20 protein-coding genes are annotated in these 21,566 nt (G+C 39.2%); 16 read left to right on the top strand and 4 right to left on the bottom strand.

Annotated features, from left to right (window positions below; genetic code table 11):
• From rseP to ACU5DF_RS22095, 15 genes are all read left to right on the top strand, one after another.
• Window positions 1-1,359 (top strand): sigma E protease regulator RseP, encoded by a 1,359-nt coding sequence (rseP, locus tag ACU5DF_RS22025; protein WP_446714184.1) that lies wholly within the window; start codon window positions 1-3, stop codon window positions 1,357-1,359.
• Between the two features lie 29 nt (window positions 1,360-1,388).
• Window positions 1,389-3,815 carry an outer membrane protein assembly factor BamA gene (bamA, locus tag ACU5DF_RS22030; RefSeq protein WP_045102726.1) on the top strand — a complete coding sequence of 809 codons (2,427 nt, stop codon included), beginning with the start codon at window positions 1,389-1,391 and terminating at the stop codon, window positions 3,813-3,815.
• A gap of 74 nt (window positions 3,816-3,889) precedes the next feature.
• Entirely contained in the window at window positions 3,890-4,405 is a 516-nt protein-coding gene (locus tag ACU5DF_RS22035; protein ID WP_045102725.1) for an OmpH family outer membrane protein, read from the top strand.
• Between the two features lie 8 nt (window positions 4,406-4,413).
• Window positions 4,414-5,433, top strand: a complete 1,020-nt coding sequence (lpxD, locus tag ACU5DF_RS22040) for a UDP-3-O-(3-hydroxymyristoyl)glucosamine N-acyltransferase (protein WP_045102724.1) — start codon at window positions 4,414-4,416, stop codon at window positions 5,431-5,433.
• A gap of 128 nt (window positions 5,434-5,561) precedes the next feature.
• Window positions 5,562-6,014, top strand: coding sequence for a 3-hydroxyacyl-ACP dehydratase FabZ (gene fabZ, locus ACU5DF_RS22045; RefSeq protein ID WP_045102723.1), 453 nt, complete (start codon window positions 5,562-5,564; stop codon window positions 6,012-6,014).
• 2 nt (window positions 6,015-6,016) lie between these two features.
• A complete protein-coding gene (lpxA, locus tag ACU5DF_RS22050) occupies window positions 6,017-6,805 on the top strand; it encodes an acyl-ACP--UDP-N-acetylglucosamine O-acyltransferase (RefSeq protein ID WP_446714185.1) in 789 nt (262 codons plus the stop codon).
• Window positions 6,806-6,879: 74 nt separating this feature from the next.
• The gene (gene lpxB / locus ACU5DF_RS22055; RefSeq protein ID WP_446714186.1) at window positions 6,880-8,031 is read left to right on the top strand and encodes a lipid-A-disaccharide synthase; all 1,152 of its coding nucleotides are present in this window, start codon (window positions 6,880-6,882) and stop codon (window positions 8,029-8,031) included.
• Window positions 8,032-8,035: 4 nt separating this feature from the next.
• On the top strand, window positions 8,036-8,659 hold the full coding sequence (gene rnhB, locus ACU5DF_RS22060) for a ribonuclease HII (protein ID WP_446714187.1): 624 nt from the start codon (window positions 8,036-8,038) through the stop codon (window positions 8,657-8,659).
• Complete coding sequence (gene dnaE / locus ACU5DF_RS22065) at window positions 8,659-12,138, top strand: DNA polymerase III subunit alpha (protein ID WP_446714188.1); 3,480 nt, start codon at window positions 8,659-8,661, stop codon at window positions 12,136-12,138. Before rnhB ends, dnaE begins: the two co-directional genes overlap by 1 nt.
• A 51-nt stretch (window positions 12,139-12,189) precedes the next feature.
• Window positions 12,190-13,149, top strand: a complete 960-nt coding sequence (gene accA / locus ACU5DF_RS22070) for an acetyl-CoA carboxylase carboxyl transferase subunit alpha (RefSeq protein ID WP_045102718.1) — start codon at window positions 12,190-12,192, stop codon at window positions 13,147-13,149.
• 73 nt (window positions 13,150-13,222) lie between these two features.
• Window positions 13,223-14,566, top strand: a complete 1,344-nt coding sequence (tilS, locus tag ACU5DF_RS22075) for a tRNA lysidine(34) synthetase TilS (RefSeq protein ID WP_446714189.1) — start codon at window positions 13,223-13,225, stop codon at window positions 14,564-14,566.
• Window positions 14,567-14,618: 52 nt separating this feature from the next.
• Entirely contained in the window at window positions 14,619-14,930 is a 312-nt protein-coding gene (locus ACU5DF_RS22080; RefSeq protein WP_045102716.1) for a c-type cytochrome, read from the top strand.
• A 196-nt stretch (window positions 14,931-15,126) separates the two neighbouring features.
• On the top strand, window positions 15,127-15,810 hold the full coding sequence (locus ACU5DF_RS22085; RefSeq protein ID WP_446714190.1) for an HAD family hydrolase: 684 nt from the start codon (window positions 15,127-15,129) through the stop codon (window positions 15,808-15,810).
• 84 nt (window positions 15,811-15,894) lie between these two features.
• Window positions 15,895-16,233 carry a nitrogen regulatory protein P-II gene (glnB, locus tag ACU5DF_RS22090; RefSeq protein WP_045102714.1) on the top strand — a complete coding sequence of 113 codons (339 nt, stop codon included), beginning with the start codon at window positions 15,895-15,897 and terminating at the stop codon, window positions 16,231-16,233.
• Window positions 16,234-16,323: 90 nt separating this feature from the next.
• Window positions 16,324-17,190 (top strand): endonuclease/exonuclease/phosphatase family protein, encoded by an 867-nt coding sequence (locus tag ACU5DF_RS22095; RefSeq protein WP_446714191.1) that lies wholly within the window; start codon window positions 16,324-16,326, stop codon window positions 17,188-17,190.
• Here ACU5DF_RS22095 and ACU5DF_RS22100 read toward each other — a convergent pair.
• From ACU5DF_RS22100 to gloB, 3 genes are all read right to left on the bottom strand, one after another.
• Entirely contained in the window at window positions 17,171-17,863 is a 693-nt protein-coding gene (locus ACU5DF_RS22100) for a YIP1 family protein (RefSeq protein ID WP_045102712.1), read from the bottom strand. The two genes, ACU5DF_RS22095 and ACU5DF_RS22100, sit on opposite strands and share 20 nt — an antisense overlap.
• Window positions 17,860-19,425 (bottom strand): lytic transglycosylase, encoded by a 1,566-nt coding sequence (locus tag ACU5DF_RS22105; protein ID WP_045102711.1) that lies wholly within the window; start codon window positions 19,423-19,425, stop codon window positions 17,860-17,862. The genes ACU5DF_RS22100 and ACU5DF_RS22105 overlap by 4 nt, the downstream gene beginning before the upstream one ends.
• Before the next feature lie 117 nt (window positions 19,426-19,542).
• Window positions 19,543-20,301, bottom strand: coding sequence for a hydroxyacylglutathione hydrolase (gloB, locus tag ACU5DF_RS22110; protein ID WP_045102710.1), 759 nt, complete (start codon window positions 20,299-20,301; stop codon window positions 19,543-19,545).
• Between the two features lie 50 nt (window positions 20,302-20,351).
• Here gloB and ACU5DF_RS22115 point away from each other — a divergent pair, with 50 nt between their 5' ends.
• Window positions 20,352-21,101, top strand: a complete 750-nt coding sequence (locus ACU5DF_RS22115) for a methyltransferase domain-containing protein (protein WP_446714295.1) — start codon at window positions 20,352-20,354, stop codon at window positions 21,099-21,101.
• Here ACU5DF_RS22115 and rnhA read toward each other — a convergent pair.
• Entirely contained in the window at window positions 21,089-21,562 is a 474-nt protein-coding gene (gene rnhA, locus ACU5DF_RS22120; protein ID WP_446714192.1) for a ribonuclease HI, read from the bottom strand. The genes ACU5DF_RS22115 and rnhA overlap by 13 nt on opposite strands.
• Window positions 21,563-21,566 lie beyond the last annotated feature (4 nt).

Here is a 21,566-nt window from a genome sequence, read left to right on the forward strand (position 1 = left end):
ATGTCAGAACTTCTATGGAATTTATCATCATTTATTATTGCACTAGGCATTTTAGTTGCTGTGCATGAATACGGCCACTTTTGGGTTGCGCGCCGTTGTGGTGTAATTGTTGAGAAGTTTTCAATCGGTTTCGGTAAATCGCTTTGGAGTAAAACAGGCAAAGATGGCACTGAATACAGTATTTCAATGATCCCTCTTGGCGGTTATGTGAAGATGCTGGATGAACGTGTTGATGATGTGCCTGAAGAGTTAAAAAAGCACGCATTCAATAACCGTCCTTTATGGCAGAGAAGTGCCATTGTTGCCGCTGGTCCAATTGCTAATTTTCTATTTGCTGTTGTGGCTTGTTGGTTAGCATTCATGATTGGTGTCACTGCTCTTAAACCTGTCGTTGGTCATGTAGAAAGTAATTCAATTTTTTCTCAAGCAGGAATTGAATCAGGAGTGGAACTAAAATCTATTTCTGGAATCAAAACTTCCGATTGGGAAGCTGTAAATATGGCGATTGTTTCTCATATCGGTGATGAAACAATGAGTGTAACTTATAGCGATAACGAAAATATTGGTGTCGATGTAACAAAGCGTCTTGATTTAAAAGATTGGGCCTTTGATCCTGAAAAAGATTCTCCAATGTTATCACTTGGCTTTGTTCCTTATCGCCCTGCGCTTACGTTGGATGTAGCGAATGTTGGTGCCAGCAGTGCAGCCGACAATGCAGGTATTATGGTTAATGATCGGTTGTATTCGATCAATGGTAAAGTGTTAACAGAGTGGCAAGAAGTTGTAGATGCTATTCAAGCAAATCCAAATCAGGCAGTAGCGTTAGTTGTACTTCGTGATGGAATGAAGGTAAGCGTATCCTTGACTCCTGATAGTAAAGAGATAGCTAATGGAAAAATTATTGGTTTTGCTGGTGTGTCACCGATTTATGAAGCGTGGCCAGAAGGCTATCGTTATGAAAAACAATATGGACCAGTGGTTGCACTTGGCAAAGCAATCGAAAAAACAGGCAATATTATTGACTTAACGCTTACCATGACAAAAAAATTGTTCACAGGTGATGTCGCTTTAAATAATTTAAGTGGCCCCATTTCGATTGCGAAGGGAGCTGGGGCGACAGCAGAATATGGCCTTGTGTCATTTTTAGGATTTTTAGCGTTAATTAGTGTTAATTTAGGCATTATTAACTTATTACCTCTTCCGGTTCTGGACGGCGGGCATTTACTCTTTTTTGCAATAGAAGGGATTACGCGTAAGCCAGTATCGGAAAAGATTCAAGAAATTGGTTATAAAGTAGGAACAGCAATGATCATGTCATTAATGGCTGTCGCTTTATTTAACGACTTTATGCGCCTTTAAGTAGTAGCAAGGGAATTATTAGACATATTATGGCGATGAAAAAATTGTTGATTGCTTCACTGCTTTTTGGCAGCGTAGCAGCACAGAGCGCAGAAACATTCGTTATTGATGATATACGCTTTGAAGGATTACAGCGTGTTGCCTTAGGTGCAGCGTTATTAAAAACACCGATTCGAATTGGCGATAGTATGAGCCAACAAGACGTCTCGAAAGTTATTCAAGCATTATTTGCTTCTGGTAATTTTGAAGACGTAAAGGTTTTTCGTGATGGTAATGCATTACTTATTCGAGTGACGGAGCGTCCAACGATTGCAAATATCTCTTTTTCTGGTAACAAAGCCATTAAAGAAGAGCAGATGCAGCAAAATTTAGAAGCTTCTTCTATTCGTATTGGTGAAGCTTTAGATAGAACGACATTAAGTAATATTGAGAAAGGACTGGAAGATTTCTATTACAGTGTCGGTAAATATAACGCCACTGTACATGCCGTTGTTACTCCACTTCCTCGTAACCGTGCGGATTTAAAGTTTGTCTTTACTGAAGGTGTTTCAGCTAAAATTCAACAAATTAACTTTATTGGTAATAACGTATTTACTGATGACCAACTGCGTGATCGCTTTAATTTAAATGTAGATGTAGCGTGGTGGAACTTTTTAGCAGATGAAAAGTACCAGAAACAAGTATTAGCTGGTGATATTGAAGCACTACGTTCATATTATTTAGATCGTGGTTACCTAAAATTTCAAGTTGATTCAACTCAAGTATCTATCTCTCCAGATAAGAAAGGGGTTTACATTGCCTTAACTGTAAAAGAGGGTAATCCTTATACGGTAAATGGTGTTAAATTCCAAGGTGAGTTGATTGGCAAAAAAGAAGAGTTTGAAAAACAAGTTACTTTTGAAGAGGGCGATGTATATAACGGCTCCGCAGTAACGCGTTTAGAAGAAAATGTAAAACGTATTTTAGGTGAGGCAGGTTATGCATACCCTCAAGTGCGTACCATGCCAGAGTTTGATGATGAAAACCAAACGGTATCATTAGTCATTAACGTTGAAGCGGGAAACCGTATGTACGTGCGTGATATTAAATTTGTTGGTAATACATCAACTAAAGATGAAGTATTGCGCCGTGAAATGCGTCAAATGGAAAGTGCATGGTTGAACTCTAAATCTATTGAAACGGGTAAGAATCGTCTAAACCGTTTGGGTTTCTTTGAAACAGTAGATGTACAAACCGTTCGAGTTCCAGGAACTGATGATCAGGTTGATTTGGTTTATTCTGTAAAAGAAGCCAACTCAGGCAGTGTTAACTTTGGTGTCGGCTATGGTACAGAATCAGGTATAAGCTTCCAGGTTGGTCTTCAGCAAGATAACTTCATTGGTTCAGGTAACCGTGTAGGTATCAACGCAATGATGAACGATTACCAAAAGAACATTAGTTTAGATTATCGCGACCCTTACTGGAACCTTGATGGTGTCAGTTTAGGTGGTAAGATTTTCTATAATGAATTTGAAGCGTCTGATGCAGGTATTGTTGATTATACCAACCAAAGTTACGGTGCAAACTTAACTTGGGGTTTCCCATTTGATGAGCTTAATTTCTTTGAAGCTGGTATTGGTTATACGCATAATAAAATTTCAAATTTAGAAGGTTATCTTCAAATTGAGCAATACTTGAATTCAGTTGGTGATGCTTATGATGATAAAGGGACTCTTATTGTAAGTGATTTTGATCTTACTCTTTCATGGACTCGTAATAACCTGAATAAAGGGTATTTCCCAACAGCGGGTAACTACCAACGAGCGTCGTATAAGATTACCACTCCAAACTCTGACTCACAGTTTTTTAAAGCACAATATGAAGTACGTCAATATTATCCATTAACTAAAAAGCATGAGTTTGCTTTATTAATGCGTGGTAAAGCTGGCTATGGTAATGGATACGGTCAAACGGATGGCAATGATAACCTATACCCATTTTATGAAAACTTTTATGCGGGTGGTTTCTCAACCTTACGTGGTTTTGGCTCTAACTCTGCAGGCCCTAAAGCTGTGTATGCTCAAGGATCAAATGGCGGAATAGGTAATAATACTTCTTATGCTGCGACAGATGACTCTGTGGGTGGTAACGCCACAGCTCTAGCAAGTATTGAGCTAATTGTACCAACCCCCTTTGCTGGTGAAGAAGCTCAAAACCAGATCCGAACCAGTGTGTTCTTTGACATGGCGAGTGTCTGGGATACCGAATTTGCTTATAAAGAGCCAAAATCGGATATGGACGGTAAGCAATATTACTATGATTACTCTGATCCATCGAACTTCCGTTCTTCGTACGGTGCAGCATTACAATGGATGTCTCCTATGGGGCCGCTAGTATTCTCAATTGCGAAGCCTGTGAAAATTTACGAAGGTGATGATGAAGAATTCTTTAGTTTCACCATCGGGCGAACTTTCTAAGCATTGATAGCTCTAATAGAAAAGTGTTAATGTAAATTGTATTGATATTGATACCCTAATAATTAAGTAAGGATATGATTTTGAAAAAATTAGTTAAAGTAGCCGCTTTAGGCGCAGTATTGTTGAGTGGTTCTTTCTTTGCTAATGCAGCAGAAGCAGCAACTAAGGTTGGTTATGTAAACATGGCTCAAATCGTTCAGCAAATGCCGCAACGTGAAGCTATTTCAGAGAAGCTTCGTGCTGAATTTAAAGATCGTATTGATGAGCTACGCAGCTTAGAGTCAAAAATTAAAGGCAAAGTTGAAACGATTAAACGTGACGGTGAGCTTTTAGGTGCTTCTGGTCAGACAAAACTTGAGCGTGAAATCGCATCTCTTCAGTCTGATTATAAGCTGAAAGCACAAGCATTAGATGAAGATAACCGCCGCCGTCAAGGTGAAGAACGTCAGAAATTGATTATGCAAGTGCAGCAAACTGTTGAAAAAGTAGCAAATAAAGAAGGTTACGATATGGTTGTTGATGCAGCGACACTGCTTTGGGCAAAACCAGAAGACAACCTATCAGAAAAAGTTATCAAAGCAATTAAATAAGGCTCACCATGACACGTATTACGCTTGCTGAATTGGCAGAAAAACTAGGTGCAACAGTCCACGGAAATGGTGACGTTGTTGTTCATTCTATCGCCTCGATGAGTAAAGCAGGAGAAGGAGACATTACGTTTCTTTCTGATGCTAAATATCGTAAGCAAATGGGTGATTGCCAAGCCACTGCTGTGATAGTTAAAGAAGCAGATGTGGAATTTTGCCAATCAAACGCATTGATAATGAAAGACCCATATTTGGGTTTCGCATTAGCAGCGCAAGCGTTAGATACAACACCTGCACCAGCAAAAGACATTGCCGCGTCAGCATTCATTGCTGACGATGCTGTGATTGGTGAAGGTGTTGCTATTGGTCACAATGCGGTGATTGAATCAAAAGCCGTTATCGCAGATGGTGCGATTATTGGCGCTGGCTGTTTTATCGGGCAAGAAGCTAAAATTGGTAAGAATACCAAGTTATGGGCTAACGTATCTGTTTATCATCGAGTTGAAATTGGTAATGAGTGTTTAGTTCAATCAGGTACAGTTATTGGTTCTGATGGTTTTGGTTATGCAAATGATCGTGGTACTTGGGTTAAAATTCCTCAGTTAGGCTCTGTGATTATTGGTGATAATGTTGAGATAGGTGCTAATACGACAATTGATCGTGGTGCCATTGATAATACTATTATTGAAAGTAATGTAATTATTGATAATCAAATTCAAATTGCGCATAACGTACAAATCGGATCTGGTACAGCGATAGCTGGTGGTACAATTATCGCAGGTAGTACCAAAATGGGTAAACACTGTATTGTTGGTGGTGGTGCAGTAATTAATGGCCATATCAATATTACTGATGGTGTAACCATTACAGGAATGGGAATGGTGATGAGAAGTATCGCTGAGAAAGGCATATATTCATCAGGAGTTCCAGTACAAACTAATAAAGAGTGGCGTAGAACTACGGCTCGCTTTTATAAAATCAATGACATGGATAAGCGATTAAAAGCGATTGAAAGAAAAATCGTAGATTAGGACTCGTTCACCAACATTCAAACTTAATAATTATTGGTCTGCATTTTGCAGACCTTTGTCTATCTATTATTATTCTATTTGGGCTACACTGTTGTTCAGATACGATATTGTTTTATAGGAATACTATTTTGACTCGTGAAAATAAAACACTTAACATTACCGAAATCCAAGAGTTATTGCCTCACCGTTACCCTTTCTTATTGATTGATCGAGTAACCGATTTCGAGGAAGAGCAATACCTACATGCAATTAAAAACGTGTCAATTAATGAGCCTCAATTTACAGGTCATTTCCCTCAAATGCCGATTTTTCCTGGTGTGTTAATTCTTGAAGCGATGGCTCAAGCGACTGGTTTACTAGCATTTAAATCATTTGGTGCACCTGCCGAGAATGAATTGTATTACTTTGCAAGTATCGATAAAGCAAAATTCCGTAAGCCAGTAGTTCCAGGTGACCAATTGATTATTGAAGTTGAATTCATTAAAGACCGTCGTGGCATTGCACTATTTAATGGTGTAGCTAAAGTTGATGGCGCAGTAGTGTGTTCAGCAGAACTTAAGTGTGCTAGACGAGAGTTTTAATTATGATTCATGAAAGTGCTAATATTCATCCATCAGCCGTTATTGAAGGTAATGTAACGATTGGTGCGAATGCGTCTGTGGGACCATTCACTTATATTTCTGGTAACATCACTATTGGTGAAGGTACAGAAGTAATGTCGCATGTCGTTATTAAAGGCGACACAACGATTGGCAATGATAACCGTATTTTTGCTTTTGCGATTATTGGTGAAGAAAGCCAAGATAAGAAGTACAGTGGTGAACCAACTACTGTTACTATTGGTGACCGTAATGTTATCCGTGAAAGTGTTCAAATTCACCGTGGTACGATTCAAGACCGTGGTGTAACAACCGTTGGCAGTGATAACTTACTTTGTGTAAATGTTCATATTGCACATGATTGTATTGTTGGTGATAACATCATTATGGGTAACAATGCGACATTAGCTGGCCATGTAACAATTGAAGATTATGCAATTGTTTCTGCGTTATCTCCTGTTCACCAGTTCTGTACTGTTGGGGCTCATAGCTTTATTGGCGGTGCTTCTGTGGTGGTTCAAGATGTACCTCCTTTTGTGATGGCACAAGGTAATCATTGTAAGCCTTTTGGTATCAATATCGAAGGCTTGAAGCGTCGTGGTTTTGAGAAACCTGAAATTCATGCGATTCGTCGTGCCTATAAAGCGCTTTATCGTAATGGTAATACGCTAGACGAAGCAAAAGCTGAAATAAATAAAGAAATCGAGGCATTTCCAGTGCTTCAGGGCTTCTTAGATTTGTTTGAGAAATCAACGCGCGGTATTATTCGTTAATAACGGCGTTTAGAAAATATATAAGCATATTATAAAGGCCTCTTGATGTAGGCCTTTTTTATTTTGGAGCAAAAATGACCAAACCATTACGAATCGGCATTGTAGCTGGCGAACTATCAGGTGACACGTTAGGTGAAGGCTTTATTAAGTCAGTCAAAGCGCAATATCCTGATGCTGAGTTTGTTGGGATCGGTGGACCAAAAATGATAGCTCAAGGTTGTGAGTCATTATTTGATATGGAAGAACTGGCGGTAATGGGGTTGGTTGAAGTAGTCGGTCGTTTGCCGCGTTTATTAAAAGTTAAAGCGGAACTTGTGCGTTACTTTACACAAAATACACCGGATGTTTTTATTGGCATTGATGCTCCAGATTTTAACTTACGCTTAGAGAAAACATTAAAAGAAAAAGGCATTAAAACAGTTCATTATGTGAGCCCTTCAGTATGGGCTTGGCGTCCAAAACGTATCTTTAAAATTGATGCTGCCACTGATTTAGTGTTAGCGTTTTTGCCTTTTGAAAAAGCATTTTATGATAAATACAATGTAGCGTGTGAATTCATTGGTCACACATTGGCTGATGCTATTCCAATGCAGAGTGATAAAGTCACGGCTCGTGAGTTGTTAGGTTTAGAGCAAGATCGTCAATGGTTAGCGGTTTTACCGGGTAGTCGTGGTGGTGAAATGGCTTTAATTGCCAAACCATTTATTGAAACCTGTCAACGTATTCATAAACAGCATCCTGAAATGGGTTTTGTGGTTGCCGCTGTGAACGAAAAACGCCGTGAACAATTTGAAGCAATCTGGAAAGAAACTGCTTCAGAATTAGAATTTACTATTATTCAAGATACCGCTCGTAATGTAATGACAGCGGCTGATGCCGTGTTACTTGCTTCTGGCACCGTTGCTCTAGAATGTATGTTAGTTAAACGACCAATGGTTGTTGGTTATCAAGTAAACAAACTAACGGGTTGGATTGCTCAAAAGCTATCTATTACTGAGTTCGTTTCTTTGCCTAATGTATTGGCAGGAAAAGAATTAGTTCAAGAGTTTATTCAGGAAGAGTGCCATCCAGATTTTCTTTATCCCGCAATGGAAAAAGTATTAAGTAGCGATAACCATGAATTAATTGAGAAGTTCACTGAAATGCATCAGTGGATTAAAAAAGACGCGGATAAGCAAGCAGCTCAGGCCGTATTACGTCTAATCAATAAAGAAACAGCAGAATAATCACATGACAAAAAAAACAGATGCTAAAGAATTACCACCATTTGAATACCCTGAAGGTTATCAATTGTTTGCAGGGGTCGATGAAGTAGGCCGTGGTCCACTTGTCGGTGCTGTTGTAACTGCTGCCGTTATTTTAGATCCGAATAACCCAATTGAAGGGTTAACGGATTCTAAAAAATTAACAGATAAAAAACGTGATTTGCTGTTTCCTGAAATCCAAGAAAAAGCATTAGCATGGTCACTAGGCCGTTGTGAAGCGCATGAAATTGATGAACTTAATATTTTACAAGCCACTATGGTTGCGATGCAAAGAGCCATTGCTGGATTGAATATTACGCCAGATTTCGCCTTAATTGATGGCAATAAAGTCCCTGATTTACCAATGGCTGGCTTAGCGGTTGTTAAAGGTGATTTACGAGTGCAAGAGATCAGTGCCGCATCCATTATTGCTAAAGTTACCCGTGATAGAGAAATGGAAGTTCTAGACAAAGAATTTCCTCAATATGGCTTTGCTAAGCATAAAGGTTACCCAACCAAGGTACATTTTGCTGCAATTGAAGAGCATGGTGTGATTTCAGAGCACCGTCGTAGCTTTAAACCCGTAAAACGTGTGTTAGGAATAGAGTAATGTCTGACCCTAAATTCGTACACCTAAGAGTACACAGTGACTTTTCTTTAGTGGATGGACTTTCTAAAGTTCCACCATTAGTAAAGAAAGTGGCTGAAATGAACATGCCAGCGATGGCATTGACTGATTTCACTAACTTATGTGGATTGGTAAAATATTATTTTGCCGCACATGGGGCTGGTGTTAAACCCATTATTGGTGCTGACTTTACCGTTCAATCAAAAGAACTTGGTAAGGAGTTATTTAATTTAACCGTATTAGCGAAAAATAATGAAGGGTATAAAAATCTTACCTTATTAATATCTAAAGCTTATTTACGAGGTCATGTTCAACATACTCCCGTGATGGATAAAGAGTGGTTGATAGAACATAAAGAAGGCTTAATTCTTCTTTCTGGTGGTAAAACCGGTGATGTTGGTAAAGCCTTACTTAAAGGTAATAAAGAGCTTGCAAGTGAGTGTGTTGAGTTCTACCAAACTTATTTCCCGGAGCATTATTATCTTGAATTAACTCGAACGGGTCGTGCCGATGAAGAAAGCTATCTTCATTTAGCGGTAGAGTTAGCGGAAGAAGAAGGATTACCCGTTGTTGCAACCAATGATGTTCGTTTTATTAAAGCGGAAGATTTTGATGCTCATGAAATCCGAGTTGCGATTCATGATGGCTTTACTTTAGTCGATCCTAGAAGACCAAAACTTTATAGTGAGCAACAGTATTTACGCTCAGAAGATGAAATGTGCGAACTGTTTTCTGATATACCAGAAGCGCTAGAAAACAGTGTTGAAATTGCAAAGCGTTGTAATGTGACGGTACGTCTTGGTGAATATTTTCTTCCCAATTTTCCAACAGAAGGCATGACAATTGAAGACTTCTTAGTTAAGAAGTCTCAAGAAGGTTTAGAAAGACGTTTAGCCTTTTTGTTTCCTGATGAAAAAATACGTTTAGAGCGTCGCCCTGAGTATGATGAGCGTTTACAGATTGAATTAGACGTAATTAACCAAATGGGCTTCCCAGGTTACTTTTTGATCGTAATGGAGTTCATTCAGTGGTCTAAAGATAATCTGATCCCTGTAGGACCAGGACGAGGGTCAGGTGCAGGGTCATTAGTAGCTTATGCTTTAGATATTACCGATCTTGACCCTCTTGAATATGACCTCCTGTTTGAGCGATTCTTGAATCCAGAACGTGTATCCATGCCCGATTTCGATATCGATTTCTGTATGGATAAGCGTGATCAGGTTATTGAGCATGTTGCTGAAATGTATGGTCGTGATGCGGTATCTCAAATCATCACCTTTGGTACCATGGCGGCAAAAGCGGTAATTCGTGATGTAGGTCGTGTTCTTGGTCATCCTTATGGGTTTGTTGACCGTCTCTCTAAGTTGATCCCACCCGATCCAGGAATGACGCTTGCTAAAGCATTTGAAGCAGAACCTCAACTTCCAGAGCTATATAACGGAGATGAAGAAGTTAAGGCCTTGATCGACATGTGTCGTATCTTAGAAGGCTGCACCCGAAATGCTGGTAAACATGCGGGTGGTGTTGTTATTTCACCAACCACGATTACTGATTTTGCTCCGTTGTATTGTGATGCGGATGGTAATTTCCCCGTAACACAATTTGATAAAAATGATGTTGAAACTGCTGGCTTGGTTAAGTTTGACTTCTTGGGTCTGCGAACCTTAACCATCATTGATTGGACGTTAGGGTTAGTGAATCCTCGACGAGCGAAAGAGGGAAAATCTCCTGTTCGCATAGAATCGATACCTTTGGATGATCAAGCCTCATTTAAAGTGTTACAAAATTCAGAAACGACTGCGGTATTCCAGTTAGAATCTCGTGGTATGAAAGATCTTATCAAGCGATTACAGCCAGACAGCTTTGAAGATATCATCGCATTGGTAGCTCTATTCCGCCCAGGTCCTTTGCAATCAGGCATGGTAGATAACTTTATTGACCGAAAGCACGGTCGTGAAGAGGTGTCTTATCCTGATGTTAATTGGCAGCATGAGTCATTAAAAGAGACTCTAGAACCAACTTACGGCATCATCTTATATCAAGAACAAGTAATGCAAATTGCACAGATCTTAGCGGGTTATACGCTAGGTGGAGCGGATATGCTTCGTCGTGCAATGGGTAAGAAAAAACCCGAAGAGATGGCAAAGCAGCGTGGTACGTTTAAAGAAGGTGCTATTGCTAATGGGGTAGATGGCGAGTTGTCGATGAAAATCTTCGACTTGGTAGAAAAATTTGCGGGGTACGGTTTTAACAAATCTCACTCAGCGGCTTATGCTCTGGTTTCTTATCAAACATTATGGTTAAAAACGCATTATCCTGCTGAGTTTATGGCAGCGGTAATGACCGCAGATATGGATAACACTGATAAGATCATTGGTCTTGTTGATGAATGTTTCCGTATGAAACTAAAAGTGTTACCACCAGATGTAAATGCGGGTCTTTATCGTTTTAATGTTGATGAGAGTGGCGCGATTGTTTATGGAATCGGTGCAATCAAAGGGGTTGGTGAAGGCCCTATTGAAAATATTATTGAGGCGCGAAATAAAGGCGGTCATTTCCGTGACTTATTTGATTTTTGTTCTCGAATTGATACAAAAAAAGCCAATAAACGTGTCGTTGAAAAATTGATCCGCTCAGGTGCGTTAGATCGCCTTGGTCCACACCGTGCGGCATTAATGGCGTCATTAGATGATGCAATGAAAGCAGCAGGTCAACATCATCAAGCTGAATCGTTTGGTCAATCAGATATGTTTGGCGTATTAACCCAAGCGCCTGAAGAAGTTGAGCAAGCGTATATTCATGTTCCTAGATGGCCTGAAAAAGTCTGGCTTGAAGGGGAAAGGGAGACATTAGGCCTCTATTTAACGGGTCATCCAGTTAATGCGTATATTAAAGAATTATCTCGATATACGACGTGGCGTTTGAATGACGCTCACGTTACTAGGCGTGATCAAACCGTAACAGTTGCAGGTTTAGTTATTGCTGCTAGAGTAATGACCACAAAACGAGGCAGCCGTATCGGTTTAATGACATTGGATGATAGATCGGGCCGAATGGAGGTCATGTTATTCTCAGATGCGCTTGATCGATACGCAGATTTGCTAGAAACTGACAAAATAGTGCTTGTTTCTGGACAGGTCAGCTTTGATGATTTCAACGGGGGGCTTAAAATGTCTGCCCGTGAAGTGATGTCATTAGGAGATGCACGAGAAAAATACGCTCGTGGATTATCCGTTTCTGTTACAGATGCGCAAATTAACAACAATTTTTTTGAGCGCTTTAGTCAAATACTAGAGCCAAATCGGGCAGGGACTGTACCGGTAAATGTATATTATCAGCGAGCAGATGCTCGTGTTAAGTTGGTCTTAGGGACAGAGTGGCGAGTTACGCCAACAGATCAACTAATGGATGATTTGAAATCGTTGCTTGGCGAACAGCAAGTCGAGCTTGAATTTAACTAGAATAACTAAGGCTGCTAATTTGAGCGGCCTTGAATTAACAAGGATTCTTTGATGAGCCTAAATTTTCTTGAATTTGAAAAACCAATTGCAGAACTAGAAGCTAAAATTGAAGCACTGCGTGATATTTCTCGTCGTGGTGGAGATAATACGCTTGATCTAGAAAAAGAAATTAAGCAATTAGAAGATAAATGTTTAGAGCTTAAAAAGAAAACATTTAGCGATTTAAAAGCATGGGAAGTTGCTCAACTTGCCCGTCATCCTGAGCGTCCTTATGTTCTTGATTATATCGAACACGTGTTTACTGAGTTTGATGAATTAGCGGGTGATCGTGCTTTTGCTGATGATAAAGCCTTAGTTGGTGGTATGGCACGTTTAGATGGTCGTCCTGTTATGATTATTGGGCATCAAAAAGGCCGTGGTACAAAAGAAAAAGTACTGCGTAATTTTGGTATGCCAAAACCTGAAGGCTACCGTAAAGCAAAACGTTTAATGCAAATGGCAGAGCGCTTTAAAATGCCTATCATTACCTTCATCGATACCGCTGGTGCTTACCCAGGTGTTGGTGCAGAAGAGCGTGGACAATCTGAAGCGATCGCTACGAACCTAAAGATCATGTCAGAACTAAGTGTTCCAGTGATCTGTAACGTGGTTGGTGAAGGTGGTTCTGGTGGTGCATTGGCTATCGGCGTAGGTGATTACGTCAATATGCTTCAGTACTCTACTTACTCAGTAATCTCTCCTGAAGGTTGTGCTTCAATCTTATGGCGTGATTCAGATAAAGCACCACAAGCGGCAGAAGCGATGGGCCTTGTAGCTCCTCGTCTAAAAGAGCTAGAGCTTATTGATACGATTGTTGATGAACCATTAGGTGGTGCTCATCGTAATCATAAAGAAACAGCTGCAAATATTAAGGCTCGTTTGATTGAGCAATTAAATGAACTTGAAAGCTTTGATGAAGAAGCATTGCTTGATCGTCGTTACCAACGCTTAATGAGCTACGGTTACTGCTGATAATTTTGGTCAGATAGAGTAAAGTAAAAGCGAGCCTAGGTGCTCGCTTTTTTATTATCTGGACATCTTGTTTATGCTTTATTCTTGCTTCTCATCTCAATTAGACTCTTACCCTGTATCGAAACCAGATCTGCTTGTTGCTTTAAGTGGCGGTATTGATTCCATGGTGTTACTTCGTCTTGCTTCAATTTATGCCAACGAAAGGCACTTGAAGTGCATTGCTGTTCATGTAAATCATGGGTTAAGTCAGCATGCATTTGATTGGGAGGGAGTATGCCAAGCTCATTGTGATTTCTTATCTATTGATCTTTATATTGAACGAGTGCAACTTACCGTTACCGCTCAAGATAGCTTGGAAGAAGTGGCAAGAAAAGCCCGCTATCAAGTATTAGATAAGTACATGCAAGCCAATAGTTTATTGCTCACTGGTCAGCATCAGGATGATCAAGTTGAAACATTTTTTCTGGCATTAAAAAGAGGCAGTGGGCCTGCCGGCTTATCTTCTATGCCTTCAATTACGCCTTTATCTAATGGTTATAAGTGCCGACCATTACTCACGGTTTCTCGATCTGACATTGAGCAATACGCACAAGATAATGAACTTAAATGGGTTGAAGACGAAAGTAATAAGGATACTCGATTTGATCGCAATTTTTTGCGTCATGAGATTGTTCCTAATTTGGTACAACGTTGGCCAAGTTTCGCTTCTTCAGTATCACGCAGTGCTCAGTTATGTGCAGAGCAAGAAAGCCTGTTAAGTGAGTTACTTCAACCTAAATTAATGGCATTTCAAAATACGTATCAAGGGATTTCTATTTCACAATTAAATAGTGAATCAGAATTAGCTCGTAATATGTTATTAAGGCTTTGGTTAAAGCAGTTTGCTATCCCTTTACCAAGCCAAGTGCAATTATGGGTATTGTGGAATGAAGTAGCAAAAGCCAAAGAAGATGCTAATCCACAATTGGAGTTAGGCGCTATTCAGCTAAGGCGTTTTCAAGATAACCTATATTGTTTACCTCAATACCAAGATCTTTCGGCTTGGAAGAAAGAGCTGAGTAATACCTTAGATTTACCGGATGCACTTGGTAGATTAATTTTTTCCACGGGAGTGGAAGAGAGGGATTTAAACAATAAAAATGATGAACAAAGTTTATTGTTAAGAGCACCAAACCAAGATGAAAAAATAGAAGTTCGATTCAATGTATTAGGCCTTACCGCTCACCCTGAGGCACGAGAACGCAGCCGTAAAATGAAAAAATTGTATCAAGAGTATGGGATCCCGAGTTGGCAAAGAACCAGACTACCAATGATTTTTTATAATGAAGAGCTTGCTGCTATTGCTGGATTGTTTGTCTGTCGAACCTTTTCAGGAAAAGAGTGTGAGCTGATCTGGAAGAAAACAGACTTGAAATAGACTTTTTAAAGCAACTTGTCAAAATAACTGAAAATATAAATGGAGCAATATAATGAAAAAAACAATTGGATTAGCAGTTATCGCATTAGTGGCCTCAGCACCAACATTTGCAGCGGGAGATGCGGCAGCAGGTCAAGCAAAGTCGGCGATTTGTGCATCTTGTCATGGTGCTAATGGTATTGCTGTTATCCCTGGTTATCCAAATCTGAAAGGGCAAAATGCTCAATATATTGAATCGTCATTAAAAGCTTATAAAAACAAAGAGCGTAATGGTGGTAATGCAGCAGTCATGCAACCGATGGCTGCAATGTTAAATGATGCGGATATGGCTAATTTAGCGGCTTATTATTCAACTATGAAATAGTTTTTAACCTTTCTTGATTAAATATTATTTGAGAGAGAGACAGCTAATTGCTGTAAAAATCATAATTTTAGACCAAAGCACTGCATTATGCGGTGCTTTTTTGTGACTGAACTATAATTTCTATATTCAAAATAGTATATCGTCGTTATTTGCTGATATTAATATTACTAAATATAGAGATAAGTTGGAGCGCGTCATGATTTTTTTTGATTTAGATAATACGTTATTAGCCCATGATGATGCAGAAGGGAAAGCGATTACGGCTTTTTATCAAAAGTACCAATCTAGTTTAATTGTCACTGATAATATTGTACATACTTGGAGAAAAATTACAGATATACATCGCTCTGATTGGCGAGCAGGAAAACTTACTTACGCTCAACAGCGTTGCGCACGAATGAGCGAACTATTTATTGAGCCATTAAGTGAGAGGCAAGCTGGAGAGTATTTTGCTGAGTTTTACCAGTTTTATCAACAGAATTGGTCATTGTACCCAGATACATTAGAAGCAATTAAACGTCTTAGTGTGTTTCCTTTAGGTGTTATTTCTAATGGTTATACCATGAATCAAATGGCTAAATTAGAGCAAACAGGGTTAAGCTCATATTTTAAATTACTTATTACCTCTGAATCTGCTGGTGTCGCAAAGCCTTCTCCTGACATATTTCGATTTGCGGCAAATTTAGCCGGAGGTGATATTGCATCACATTGGTATATTGGTAATAACGCAGATATGGATGCTCAAGCGGCTCATAATGCAGGAATGAAAGCGGTATGGTTAAACCGAATTAATAAAGATGCAAAGACATCGACTCGTGTTGTAAGAAGCTTAACCGGGTTTAGTGATTTATTACTAGAAAGCTACCAATTATCAGCATAAAAAGAAATCGAAGACATAGATTGAATGTTATAGGCCCCTCGACGATAATAGCCGTAGAGTTAATATTGATGTTAAGGGACTAATATGAAAAAAATAGAAGCCATTATTAAACCATTTAAACTGGATGATGTGCGTGAAAGCCTCGCTGATGTTGGCATCACAGGCATGACGGTATCTGAAGTTAAAGGGTTTGGTCGCCAAAAAGGGCACACTGAATTGTACCGCGGTGCAGAATATATGGTTGATTTTTTACCAAAAGTGAAACTAGAAATCGTAGTAAGTGACGATGTGGTTGATCAATGTGTTGATGCGATCATTGAAACAGCCCAAACGGGTAAGATTGGTGATGGTAAAATATTTATCTCTGATGTGAGTCGAGTGATCCGTATTCGCACAGGTGAAGAAGACGAAGACGCTATTTAAACCTTGTACCAACACACATAAGTATCTGCTAATCTAGTTAGCATTATTGCTATTTTAAGGAAGGAGTGATGATTCACTCCTTTTTTGTTTATGAAAAAGAAAACTCTATTATTATTTGGTTCTGCTTTATTGGTGGGGTTAGCTTTCGCTGTCAAATCTATTGTATTTACTGTTCCTCTCGGACCTGAATTTATTGAGCTTTCCAAAGTTACTCCTGATGCATCGTTAACATATCAACCTGATTGTGTTCAATTTAATTCCTCAGTACCAATCGATCGTAATGGCCAATTGAATGTTCTCGTTTGGAATGTTTACAAGCAACAGAAAACCGATTGGCAGGCTGCATTAAATACACTGACCACTTCTTCTGATTTGGTTTTATTGCAAGAAGCCAGCTTAACACCTGAATTAAAACAGTTTGTGATGGATAAATCGTATTCTGCTGAATTAGTGCGAGCGTTTGATGTGTTTGATACCAGTGCTGGAGTTTTAACGTTAGCAAAAAAATCGTCAGAGAAAGTGTGTGCCTATACCGCGATAGAGCCTTGGTTACGTTTACCTAAATCAGCACTTCTTTCTGAATATGCTTTATCAAATGGACAAACGTTAATAGTCATTAATATTCATGCAATTAATTTTACGTTAGGAACCGAAGATTATAAAAATCAAATTGAAGCGTTATCACAAGAGGTTCAGGCACATGGTGGCCCTTTAATTATTGCGGGTGATTTTAATTCTTGGAGTGACGATAGGTTGGCAACGTTACAACAGCAAGTGAAACCATTAAGATTAAAAGAAGTAATATTTACACCAGATGAAAGAATGCGCTTTATTACCGGGTTACCGTTAGACCATATTTTTTATCGCGGTTTAGAAGTAAAAGAAGCGCACTCAACTAAGAGTAACGCTTCTGATCATAATCCATTACAGGTTAGCTTTACCCTGAAAAAGCAGTAACAAAACCCCAAAGCGTAAAGCAAGTAACCCAAGGAAGGATTGCTATGATAAGCGCTTTTGAACGATCTAAATCTGTCCATGCACCTAATGCTGCATAACTTAAAGCGATATACCAAGGCATAAGCAGTGGGAAAGAGCTCGCATACGCTGACCAGTGATCAGTCATTGGCAGCTTAATCAACCCATTTAAGCTGTTTAAATCGGCAGCGTAAGGCATGATGTTAGCGTGATTAAGTAGCAGGCTAGCATAACTTGCAATATCGCCAATTAGCGCAGGGAACATCACGACAGTACTACCAGCTACCCATTTGAAATAACCGTGTTGGTATTGACTCTGTTTTGTTGCAAGCTTAAACCATAGTGCTAATAATAAAATAGTTGCCGTTCGGCCCATCACATCATTAATTACTTCACCGGCTAATAAAATTTCTTTGGTTAGCCATTCGCCTTGAACTTGCCCGCCAATACTTTCTATTTGAGCGGTTAAGTTAGTAGTAACCCATTCAAAATTGACTAGATCAAAATAGGTTCCCCAAAACATAAATGGAGCGAAGATCAATAAAATATAAGGAAGCCAGGCCCATTTACCACGTTCATATAGTGCAGCAAAGCAGTCAGCTGGTGATCGAAAAATATCGACCAATAAAATTAACGGATTTGAAGAGGGTGTCATACGTTTACCTTAGTAACATCAACGTAAAGTTTTAATTTTTGTCCCGGCTTAATATAAGAGCCGCGTTTGATGTTATTCCATTTCATAATATCTGTCACAGAGACACTAAATTTTTGTGCGATAGCGCTTAGGTTATCACCTTCTCTGATTTTATAATGTACAGTTCGAATAATAGCACCGTCTGAATTACTCTTCCAAATGACTAGATTTTGCCCAACGCGAAGGGGATCTTTTGGTGCCATACCGTTCCATTTTGCTAAATCACGGTATGAAATTGAATTGTCACTAGCAATACTCCAAAGGCTTTCACCTTCTTGTACGTTATGGCTAAGCTTATATTTCCCTTTTGCTTTTGATTGTGTTTTTTTCAAACGTTGAGGAGCACTTAGCGCGTAGGTAGTATTACCTTGAGAAGCTGTAGGTATTAGTAAATACTTACCAACACGAATACTTGAACCATTAAGATCATTGGTTTGCTCAATAATCTTGGTCGTGGTGTTATGTTTTACTGCTAGTTGACTGATCGTATCACCAGGTTGTACTTTATAACGCACAACTTTCATGGTTTTATTATCATTTTTCTTTAAATTAGCATTAAATTTCGCCACGTTTTCAATAGGTAATAACAGGTGGTAAGGTCCGTCAGGAGAGGTAGCCCATTGATTATAAGCGGGGTTATATCCTTGTAATTCAGTGATAGTGATACCTGCAAATTTAGCTGCGATAGCAAGATCTAATTGTTGTTTTGGGTCAACCTTTTCAAGTACAGGTTTGTTTGCAATAGAAGGAAGGTCGACACCATATTTTTCATGGTTTTTAATAATGTCGGCTAATGCTAATAATTTAGGAACATAGCCACTGGTTTCTTTAGGAAGATCTAATGAGAAAAAATCAGTAGGTTTACCAAGCTTCTTGTTCTTTTTAATTGCTCTTGAGACTCGACCAGCACCACTATTATATGAAGCGATAGAATGTTGCCAATTACCATCAAAGCGGCTATCAAAATATTCCATGTAATCTAATGCTGCGGTGGTTGCAGCAGGTACATCTCTACGCCCGTCATACCACCAATTACGTTCTAATTTAAAACGATCAGCCGTTCCTGGAACAAATTGCCATAATCCTGCTGCACTGCCATGTGAGTAAGCAAATGGGTCAAAAGAACTTTCTACAACAGGAAGAAGTACTAATTCCATGGGTAGATTACGTTTTTCAACCTCGACGGTGATCATATACAAAAAGGGCTGTGCACGTTTAGCGACAGTACGTAAATGATTTGGATGCTTGATATACCAGTTACGATAATAGTCGATGGATTTATGCTTAGGGATTGGCATTTCTAATTGCATTGCAATACGTTGCCAAACATCTTCCTGCTCTTGAGGGGTTAATTTTGCTTGTTCAACGGGAGTGACTTGGGATGGTGCAGTGTCTGTTTTTGAAGGTGTAGTTACCGTAGACGTTATTCCTGATTGATTGGTATCAGGCTGAATTTTTTCGGGTGGTGCGGTTTGGCAGCCTGCTAAGAGCGCTAATCCAATCCAATGGAATTTCAGTTTCATTGTGCGTTGCCTTCAGTATTTTTATGCTAACCTCGTTCTCATTTAGAGATTAGCATTATATTTTTTTATTTGGATACGAATAATACTGTGCAACTACTCTTCAAACAAGTTTCCTAACTAAAACTCATCCTTCCATCGTCTTAATGCTGCAAAAGTCTCGACTTCTGTATTATCGAGTACTTTGCTTGCAACAGCATGTTTCACTGTGGGCTCATTAGTTCTTAAAAATGGGTTGATTAATTTCTCGCGTTGCATGGTAGATGGAATGGTTGATTTCCCATTAGCTCGAAGTCGTAATACTTTTTCACGATATTGCTGTAAGTAGTCATTATTTGGTTCAACCGCCAACGCAAAGGCCAAGTTTGATGCCGTATATTCATGCGCACAGTAGATTTTTGTTTCATCTGGTAGTGCTGAAAGTTTTTGCAATGAATGGAACATTTGTTCTGCTGTTCCTTCAAATAAACGACCACAACCAGCAGAGAACAAGGCATCACCACAGAAAAGTTTCTCATCACCAACATAGGCAATATGGCCCTTAGTATGCCCTTCAACACCTAAGACCATGAACCTTTCATCAAATAATTCAACAAAGTCGCCATCGCTAACTGGGTGAGTTAATGTTGGAATTGGTTCATCTTCAGGGCCAACGACATTAATAGAGGGAAACTGGCGAACTAATTCAGGGACTCCACCAATATGATCATGATGATGGTGAGTAATTAAGATTGCATCTAAAATAAAGTTATGTGCTTTAATACATGCTAATACAGGGGCTGCATCACCCGGATCAACAACAACACAATGATTGTCATTGTTGTGAATTAACCAAATGTAATTATCATTAAATGCAGGTATGCTTTTTATTGATAGCATTAACCTTTCTCCAAATTGTTTGTCATAAATTGTTATAGGTATCGATATTGATTAAGCCAGCACTGCTTGATAAAAAAATAGAAAAACCGCATTCATGGTCAGGGATCCCTCACGGTGAGTGGATAGGTGAGCTGATTCAATCACGTCTTGATGAGTGGTGTCCTAAACTGTTTGGTTACCATATGCTAAAAATTGGTGGATTGAGTGCTGAGCTTGATAGCCACTTTTGTAACATTAAACACCAAGTTAACCTAGATAACAAAAATTCGTTGAGAAATATTACTTCTGAATTACCTCAATTGCCTTTTTTAGAAAAAAGTATTGATGCATGTGTGCTTGCACATCAACTTGATTACTCATCAGACCCTCATCAATTATTGAGAGAAGTTGATCGTGTTTTAATCAATGATGGTTATATGATTTTGACAGGGTTTAATCCAATGAGTGCAATAGGGCTTGCTAGTTTGTTCCCATGGCGAAAGAACAATTTACCATGGAGTGGACGAATGTTTACTCCGCATCGTATCAAAGATTGGCTCAGTGTCTTAAATTTTGAAGTGGTTTATAGTGATTGCTTCGCTCTCGCACCAATGACTCGTTATCGAACAATATGGACATGGTTTGAGAATTTAGGAGGAGATTCAGTTAAACCTATTAGTGGTATTTATTTTATCGTAGCGAGAAAACGTACTTATCCACTACGACCAATAAAGTCAGCATGGAAAAAGAAGCCAAAATTGGCTCCTATTTCAGTGGCTCAAACGCGTCAGGGTAAAATTAAATCAGATCAACCAGGGTAACCCGTATCATCTTGAGTCGGGTTCTCGGCTGCGGTTCTTGCTAATTCATCACACATTTCATTTTCACGATGCCCAGCGTGGCCTTTAACCCAGCGCCAATCAATCGTGTGGCGTTCCGCTTCTGTATCTAATTTTTTCCAAAGATCGGCATTAACCACAGGCTTTTTATCTGCTTTTATCCAACCGCGTTTTTTCCACCCATGGATCCATTGAGTGATCCCTTGGCGAACATATTGGCTGTCTGTCGTTAACACTACAGAGCATGGCTCTTTTAAATTACGTAGAGCAATTACGGCTGCTAACATCTCCATGCGATTATTTGTGGTTTGATTAAACCCTTCGGCAAAGGTTTTTTCTGTGCCTTTATAACGCATCACAATGCCGTAACCACCAGGACCTGGGTTCCCTAAGCAAGAACCATCTGTGAAAATTTCAACCTGCTTCATTATCTCTGTTATCATTAGA

The organism is Aliivibrio wodanis (assembly GCF_052920805.1).

Bases quoted from the DNA above. Each gene is read 5' to 3' on its own strand.
- rseP (WP_446714184.1), top strand. From the start codon at position 1: ATGTCAGAACTTCTATGGAATTTATCATCATTTATTATTGCACTAGGC.
- bamA (WP_045102726.1), top strand. From the start codon at position 1,389: ATGGCGATGAAAAAATTGTTGATTGCTTCACTGCTTTTTGGCAGCGTA.
- ACU5DF_RS22035 (WP_045102725.1), top strand. From the start codon at position 3,890: ATGATTTTGAAAAAATTAGTTAAAGTAGCCGCTTTAGGCGCAGTATTG.
- lpxD (WP_045102724.1), top strand. From the start codon at position 4,414: ATGACACGTATTACGCTTGCTGAATTGGCAGAAAAACTAGGTGCAACA.
- lpxA (WP_446714185.1), top strand. From the start codon at position 6,017: ATGATTCATGAAAGTGCTAATATTCATCCATCAGCCGTTATTGAAGGT.
- lpxB (WP_446714186.1), top strand. From the start codon at position 6,880: ATGACCAAACCATTACGAATCGGCATTGTAGCTGGCGAACTATCAGGT.
- rnhB (WP_446714187.1), top strand. From the start codon at position 8,036: ATGACAAAAAAAACAGATGCTAAAGAATTACCACCATTTGAATACCCT.
- dnaE (WP_446714188.1), top strand. From the start codon at position 8,659: ATGTCTGACCCTAAATTCGTACACCTAAGAGTACACAGTGACTTTTCT.
- accA (WP_045102718.1), top strand. From the start codon at position 12,190: ATGAGCCTAAATTTTCTTGAATTTGAAAAACCAATTGCAGAACTAGAA.
- tilS (WP_446714189.1), top strand. From the start codon at position 13,223: ATGCTTTATTCTTGCTTCTCATCTCAATTAGACTCTTACCCTGTATCG.
- ACU5DF_RS22080 (WP_045102716.1), top strand. From the start codon at position 14,619: ATGAAAAAAACAATTGGATTAGCAGTTATCGCATTAGTGGCCTCAGCA.
- ACU5DF_RS22085 (WP_446714190.1), top strand. From the start codon at position 15,127: ATGATTTTTTTTGATTTAGATAATACGTTATTAGCCCATGATGATGCA.
- glnB (WP_045102714.1), top strand. From the start codon at position 15,895: ATGAAAAAAATAGAAGCCATTATTAAACCATTTAAACTGGATGATGTG.
- ACU5DF_RS22095 (WP_446714191.1), top strand. From the start codon at position 16,324: ATGAAAAAGAAAACTCTATTATTATTTGGTTCTGCTTTATTGGTGGGG.
- ACU5DF_RS22100 (WP_045102712.1), bottom strand. From the start codon at position 17,863: ATGACACCCTCTTCAAATCCGTTAATTTTATTGGTCGATATTTTTCGA.
- ACU5DF_RS22105 (WP_045102711.1), bottom strand. From the start codon at position 19,425: ATGAAACTGAAATTCCATTGGATTGGATTAGCGCTCTTAGCAGGCTGC.
- gloB (WP_045102710.1), bottom strand. From the start codon at position 20,301: ATGCTATCAATAAAAAGCATACCTGCATTTAATGATAATTACATTTGG.
- rnhA (WP_446714192.1), bottom strand. From the start codon at position 21,562: ATGATAACAGAGATAATGAAGCAGGTTGAAATTTTCACAGATGGTTCT.